Below are 6281 nucleotides of genomic sequence, written 5' to 3' on the forward strand. Positions count from 1 at the left end.
ATCCCGGTGTCGGCGCTGCGCGGCGACAACGTCACGCAGCCGCTGGCCGCCGACTGGTACGACGGCCCGTCGCTGCTGCAGCTGCTGGAAGCCTTGCCAGCGCTGCAGGAGCGCAAGGACGGTGACCTGCTGATCCCGGTGCAGTACGTGTCGCGCGAAGGCGAAGGCACCGGCAACCAGCCGCGCACGCTGTACGGCCGCGTGGCCCACGGCCGCGTGAAGGCCGGCGACACGGTGCAGGTCTTCCCGAGCAACCAGACCGCGGTGGTGGCCGAGGTGCGCTTGGCCGGCGACGTGGCCGACGTGGTCGAGGCCGGGCAGTCGGCCGGCGTCGTGCTCGACCGGCAGCTCGACGTCTCGCGCGGCGACTGGATCGCGACGCCGTCGACCGTCCACGAGACGCAGCGCTTCAGCGCGACGCTCGCCTGGCTCGACACCGAGCCGGCCGTCGTCGGCCGCAAGTACTGGGTGCGCCACGGCAACCGCTGGGTGCAGGCGCGCATCACCGCGATCGAGAGCCGGCTCGACATCCACACGCTGGAAGCGACCGAAGCGCACCAGCTGGCCGTCAACGAGATCGGCCATGTGATCGTCGAGACGCAGCAGGCGCTGCCGGTCGAGGCCTACGAGTCGAACCGCGTCGGCGGCTCGCTGATCATCGTCGACCCGGCGACCAACCGCACCAGCGGCGCGCTCTTGGTCAAGGGAGCTGCGTAAGTGTCCCTGGGTCGCGTCATCTTCATCGGCGCGGGTCCCGGCTCGGCCGACCTGATCACCGTGCGCGGCGCGCAGCGGCTGGCGCTGGCCGACGTGGTGCTGTTCGATGCGCTGACCGACCCGGCGCTGCGCCAGTACGCGCCTAACGCGCGCTGGATCAACGTCGGCAAGCGCGGCTTCTGCGACAGCACCGGCCAGCAGACCATCAATGCGCTGCTGGTGAAGCATGCGCAGCAGGTCGCGACCGTCGTGCGCCTGAAGGGCGGCGATCCGAGCGTGTTCGGCCGCCTCGAAGAAGAACTGGCCGCGCTGGCCGAGGCCGGCATCGCCTGCGAGGTGGTGCCCGGCGTCACCGCGGCCATCGCGGCGGCCGCTGCCACGCAGCGCCCGCTGACCCGCCGCGGCGCCGGCCGCAGCGTCAGCCTGACGACCGCGATGACGCAGACGCGCGAGTTGCGCGCCGCCCGCAGCGCCGACACCGAGGTGTTCTACATGGCCGGCAAGCAGCTGGCCGCCCTCGCCCGCGGGCTGCTCGACAGCGGCTGGCCGGCCGACACGCCGGTCAGCGTGGTGTCGCGCGCCGGCTGGCCGGACCAGTTGCACAGCGAGCATGCGCTGGACAGCCTGTCGCGCGCCAGCCTGCTGCACGCCGGGCGCCCGACGGTCGTCACCGTCGGCGAAGGCGCGCGGCCGGTGGTGGCGGCAGAACCCGTCGCTGCAAACCCGATTGCTGCAAAGCAAGCAAAAGCCCCTGCCCGACCCGTCTCGCTTCCGGTGAAAACCCCAAGCCCTTAAAATCGCTCGTTTTGCCCTCCGGCCCGGCACCGTTCAGGCACCCTTTTCTTCCAATTTCTGAGCCAGCACCATGACCCACGTCGTCACCGAAGCATGCATCCGTTGCAAGTACACCGACTGCGTCGACGTGTGTCCGGTCGACTGCTTCCGCGAAGGCCCGAACTTCCTGTCGATCGATCCGGACGAATGCATCGACTGTGCGGTGTGCATTCCCGAATGCCCGGTCAACGCGATCCTGCCGGAGGAAGACGTCCCCGGCGACCAGGTCCACATGATCAAGATCAACGCCGACCTGTCGAAGAAGTGGCCCAGCATCACCAAGCGCAAGGCCGCGCTGCCGGACGCCGACGACTGGAAAGACAAGACGGGCAAGCTGTCCGAACTGATCAAGTAACCCGCCAGAAAACAATCACTGACCTGCCATGGAACCGAACGCCAACGTGGAGATTTCAAAGACTGCCGGCTCGCACGACGGCCCGATCGAGACCGATGCCGTCATCGTCGGCGCCGGCCCCGTCGGCCTGTTCCAGGTCTTCGAGCTCGGCCTGCTCGAGATCAAGGCCCACATCATCGACTCGCTCGCCTACCCCGGCGGCCAGTGCATCGAGCTGTACCCCGACAAGCCGATCTACGACATCCCGGCCGTGCCGGTGTGCACCGGCAAGGAACTGACCGACAACCTGCTCAAGCAGATCGAGCCGTTCGGCGCCACCTTCCACCTGGGCCAGGAAGTGACCGTGGTGCAGAAGCAGGACGATGGCCGCTTCTACGTCGAGACCAGCAAGGGCACGCGCTTCCTGACGAAGACGATCTTCATCGCCGGCGGCGTGGGCTCGTTCCAGCCGCGCCTGCTGAAGGTCGACGGGCTCGACAAGTTCGACGAATCGCAGCTGTTCTACCGCGTGAAGAACCCGGCGCAATTCGCCGGCAAGAACCTGGTGATCGTCGGCGGCGGCGATTCGGCGCTCGACTGGACGCTGAACTTCGTGCAGGACGGCCCGAACAAGGCCGAGAGCGTGATCCTGGTGCACCGCCGCGACGGCTTCAAGGCGGCACCGGCGAGCGTCGCGAAGATGAAGGAGCTGTGCGACGCCTACGAGATGCAGTTCATCGTCGGCCAGGTGACCGGCTACGACGAGCGCGACGGCCGGCTGTCGGGCGTCAAGGTGACCGGCGGCGACGGCGTCACGCGCGTGGTGCCGGTCGATGTGCTGCTGGTGTTCTTCGGCCTGAGCCCCAAGCTCGGCCCGATCGCCGAATGGGGCCTGAACCTGGAGCGCAAGCAGATCGTCGTCGACACCGAGAAGTTCGAGACCAGCACGCCGGGCATCTTCGCGGTGGGCGACGTCAACACCTACCCGGGCAAGAAGAAGCTGATCCTGTCGGGCTTCCACGAAGCCGCGCTGGCGGCCTTCGCGGCAGCGCCGTACATCTTCCCGGACAAGCGCATCCACCTGCAGTACACGACCACCAGCCCGAAGCTGCACAAGGTGCTGGGCGTCGAGACGCCGACCTTCGACTGATCCCGGCAAACTTCACATTGCTTCGGCCTCGCCCCCGTCAGGGAGCGAGGCCGAATTGCTTCAGTCGCCGCCGTTTCAGTCGCAGCTGTAGCGGAACGAACCGTCGAGGGCGAGCGGCAGCACCAGCGTGCGGATCCCGGCCGCCTTCGACGCGGCGCACAGCTTGTCGCGCGCACCGCTGGTGTTGTTCACGTAGTTGCTCTTGTACTCGGCGTTGAACACCGGCTTGCCCTTGGCCGTGAAGGCCGAGTAGCCACCGCATTCCGAATACTCGTTGCACTGCTCGTTGACGGCGAAGTCGAACGACGGCTCCAGCGCGGCGAGCTGGTCGACGTCGTTCTTCAGCCCGATGGCCAGGCCGCGCAGGTGCGCCGCGGTCGCGAGGTAGCGGTTGTAGTCGAGCTGGTCCTGCGCGGTCAGCGGGAAGCCGGACGAGTTGGTGTAGCCGTCGACGTTGTCGGGCTCGACGCCATCGCAGCCCTTCGATTGCGCGAGGTCGAGGCGGGCGGCCATCACCGCGCGCACGTTGGCCGAACGGATGTCCAGCCACTTCTCGCCGGCCCAGCCGTCGAGCGCCTTGCCCTTGTCGGCAGCGGCGAACTTCGAGTAGTCGGGGCGCCAGTCTTCCGAGCTGCCGGCCGAGAAGTAGCAGACCACCTTGCGGCCCGCGGCCTTCAGCTGCGAGATCGTCACCGCGCTCGCGTCGACGAGGTCGATGTCATAGACGGTCGCGTTGTACGAGGTGTTCAGCGTGCCGGTGAGCTGCCATTGCCACGTCGACGACGCAGCGGGCTTCCACCACGTGCCGGGGGTCGGTGCGGGTGCGGGGGCCGGTGCGGGCGCAGGAGCCGGCGCGGGGGCCGGAGCTGGTGCCGGTGCGGGCGCAGGAGCCGGTGCGGGCGCAGGAGCCGGTGCGGGCGCAGGAGCCGGTGCCGGTGCGGGCGCAGGAGCCGGAGCGGGCGCAGGTGCCGGAGCGGGAGCCGGTGCCGGCGTGTTGTCCAACGCCAGGCGGAACGCCTGCTGCGCATTCCCGGTGGTGCAGGTCGCCAGCGAGAACTCGGTGACGCCGATGCGGGTCGGCGCCGTCAGGCACAGCTTGCCGTCGTAGCTGGCCACTTGCGCGAGGCTGGTGCCCAGCGCGGCCAGGCGGAACTGCTGCGCCTTGCGGCCGTTGCAGGTGTCGAGGTCGACGAACGCGCCCGACTTGCTGCCGCGCGCGGTCACGCACAGCCCGGAGGCGGGGTTCTTGATCAGCACCAGGTTGCTCGCGCTGTCGGACGACACCGGCATGAACTGGAACTTCTGCGCCGTGCCGGCGTTGCAGGCCGCGAGCCGGATGTCCCAGCTCGAGGTCACCGTCTCGGTGCAGGCGCCGAGCTTGTCGGCCACCAGCGTGCCGACGGTGGTCGTCAGCTTCTTCGCACCGGTCGCCGCGGCGGCCTCGATCGTGCGCGCCCCCTGGGCATCGGCCACCGCGTCATCGGAGGCCGTGTCGGCATCGCTGCCACCGCAGGCGGCCAGCAGGACGGCACTGGAACAGGCCAGGCCGAGCATCATCTTGTTCATCGTTGGTTCCTCGTTGATCGGTGCGACCGGAACGCACCTTCCACAGCAGGAACGCAGTACACCTCACGCCCCCGTCACGCGTATAGGCGCAAGGGACAACAAACGTGAGCAACGGTCACACCGCAACGCCGCGCGGGGCGGACAGGCGCGACAGGCAGATCTCGTAGAGCGCGCCGACCAGGTCGGTCTGCGTGACCATCCCGACCAGCTTGCGCTGCTCGTCGACGACCGGGATGTGGTGCAGCCCGACGTCCGCCATCAACGGCACCAGTTCGACCGCGGGCATCGACGCGAAGGCCGTCTTGACCGGTGCGGTCATGATCTGCCCGACCACTTCATGCCGGTCCGAATGCGAGCTCGTGTTGCGCGCGAGCAAGGCGCGCAGCCGCCGGCCGATGTCGCGCCGGTCCCGCAGCTCGAGCTGCGCCAGGAAGTCCGAGCGCGTGACGATGCCGATCACCCGCCGCATCCGGTCGACCACCGGCAGCGCCTGCACCGCGTGCTCGTGCATCAGGCCCCAGGCCACGTCGAGCTCGGTCGCGAACTCGACGGTCAGCACGTCCTTCGACATCACGTCTTCGCAGCGCGCTTCGCCGAAGCGGCGCCGGAACGCCTTCATCTCGGTCTGGTGGAACAGCGATTCGAGGTCGTCGATGCCGATGTCGAGCACCTGGTCGTAGTCCTTCAGCGCCGCCTGCAGGTCGGCCGGCGTGAAGCCGAGCCGTTCGGTGGGCGGGCCGTCGGTCGTGCGGTGCAGGTGCGCGGCATCGGGTTGCTGCGAATGGGGATAGCGGCGGCCGGTCGCGTTGTTGAAGAGCAGTGCAACGCCGAGCAGCAGCAGCGAATTGAGGGCGACCGGAACCAGCACGAAACCGTAGCCGGCCGCATGCACCGCCGGGCCGCCGAGCACGGCCGTCAGCGCGACCGCGCCGCTCGGCGGGTGCAGGCAGCGCAGCGCGAACATCGCCGCGATGGCCAGGCAGATCGCCAGTGCCGCCGCCAGCACCGGCGCATCGATCCAGCCCGCGCAGGCCACGCCGATCACCGCCGACACGATGTTGCCGCCGAGGAGGGACCACGGCTGGGCCAGCGGGCTGGCGGGCACCGCGAACAGCAGCACCGCCGACGCGCCCATCGGCGCGATCAGGGCGATCGCGGCCGGCGAGCCCTGCAGCATCACCGCGCTGATCAGCCCCGTCAGCGCGATGCCGAGCAGCGCGCCGACCACCGCGCGGAATCGCTCGCGCGTGCTGACGGCCGCGGGGGCCGGCAGCCAGGCCCGCAGCCAGGGAATTTGCAGTGAACTCATGGGACGGTCGGTGAGGTTCGTGACGTTCGCGCTCAGCCCGCGAACAGGAACCTCAAATTGTCGGCGAACTCGCCGAGCCCGACCCGACCCCGGTCAAGCCCTGGTCACGGCCGCCAGGTCAGCGTCGTCTTCGTGTTGACGTCGGTGGCCGAGCCGACGGTGGACGTCGCATCGACGAAGCCCGAGCGGTTGCCCGCGCTGAGGTTCAGCCCGGCGCCGCGGTACTCCACGTCGCCATGCAGGTTCAGGCTGCCCGACGCGCCCTGGTTCGGCTCGAAGAAGCCGAGCGGGTAGAACGTGGTGCGCACCTGCGCCGAGCCCGACACCGAGAAGCTGTTGTTGCCCCACGGGCTGCCGGTCACGCCGATCAC

General features: G+C 69.1%; 6 protein-coding genes and 1 pseudogene. 4 read left to right on the plus strand and 3 right to left on the minus strand.

Annotation, left to right across the window (positions count from 1 at the left end):
- The 4 genes and pseudogenes from ASC98_RS31165 to ASC98_RS22975 all read left to right on the plus strand — a co-directional run.
- A pseudogene (locus tag ASC98_RS31165) lies at positions 1 to 717 on the plus strand (sulfate adenylyltransferase); the annotation flags it as partial.
- 6 nt (positions 718 to 723) lie between these two features.
- Positions 724 to 1512, plus strand: a complete 789-nt coding sequence (cobA, locus tag ASC98_RS22965) for a uroporphyrinogen-III C-methyltransferase (protein WP_056812404.1) — start codon at positions 724 to 726, stop codon at positions 1510 to 1512.
- A gap of 70 nt (positions 1513 to 1582) precedes the next feature.
- A complete protein-coding gene (gene fdxA / locus ASC98_RS22970) occupies positions 1583 to 1906 on the plus strand; it encodes a ferredoxin FdxA (protein WP_056812302.1) in 324 nt (107 codons plus the stop codon).
- Between the two features lie 28 nt (positions 1907 to 1934).
- Complete coding sequence (locus ASC98_RS22975; protein ID WP_056812305.1) at positions 1935 to 3035, plus strand: NAD(P)/FAD-dependent oxidoreductase; 1101 nt, start codon at positions 1935 to 1937, stop codon at positions 3033 to 3035.
- A 75-nt stretch (positions 3036 to 3110) separates the two neighbouring features.
- Here ASC98_RS22975 and ASC98_RS29775 read toward each other — a convergent pair whose 3' ends face one another.
- From ASC98_RS29775 to ASC98_RS31870, 3 genes are all read right to left on the minus strand, one after another.
- Entirely contained in the window at positions 3111 to 4601 is a 1491-nt protein-coding gene (locus ASC98_RS29775) for an endo alpha-1,4 polygalactosaminidase (protein ID WP_082541581.1), read from the minus strand.
- A 115-nt stretch (positions 4602 to 4716) separates the two neighbouring features.
- Positions 4717 to 5910 (minus strand): HPP family protein, encoded by a 1194-nt coding sequence (locus tag ASC98_RS22985; RefSeq protein ID WP_056812307.1) that lies wholly within the window; start codon positions 5908 to 5910, stop codon positions 4717 to 4719.
- A gap of 104 nt (positions 5911 to 6014) precedes the next feature.
- A partial coding sequence (locus ASC98_RS31870; protein WP_235581360.1) for a hypothetical protein occupies positions 6015 to 6281 on the minus strand: 267 nt, incomplete at its 5' end.

The organism is Rhizobacter sp. Root1238 (genome assembly GCF_001425825.1).
GTDB lineage: Bacteria > Pseudomonadota > Gammaproteobacteria > Burkholderiales > Burkholderiaceae_C > Rhizobacter.

Coding starts and splice junctions, on each gene's coding strand:
- fdxA (WP_056812302.1), top strand. CDS start 1,583: ATGACCCACGTCGTCACCGAAGCATGCATCCGTTGCAAGTACACCGAC.
- ASC98_RS22975 (WP_056812305.1), top strand. CDS start 1,935: ATGGAACCGAACGCCAACGTGGAGATTTCAAAGACTGCCGGCTCGCAC.
- ASC98_RS29775 (WP_082541581.1), bottom strand. CDS start 4,601: ATGAACAAGATGATGCTCGGCCTGGCCTGTTCCAGTGCCGTCCTGCTG.
- ASC98_RS22985 (WP_056812307.1), bottom strand. CDS start 5,910: ATGAGTTCACTGCAAATTCCCTGGCTGCGGGCCTGGCTGCCGGCCCCC.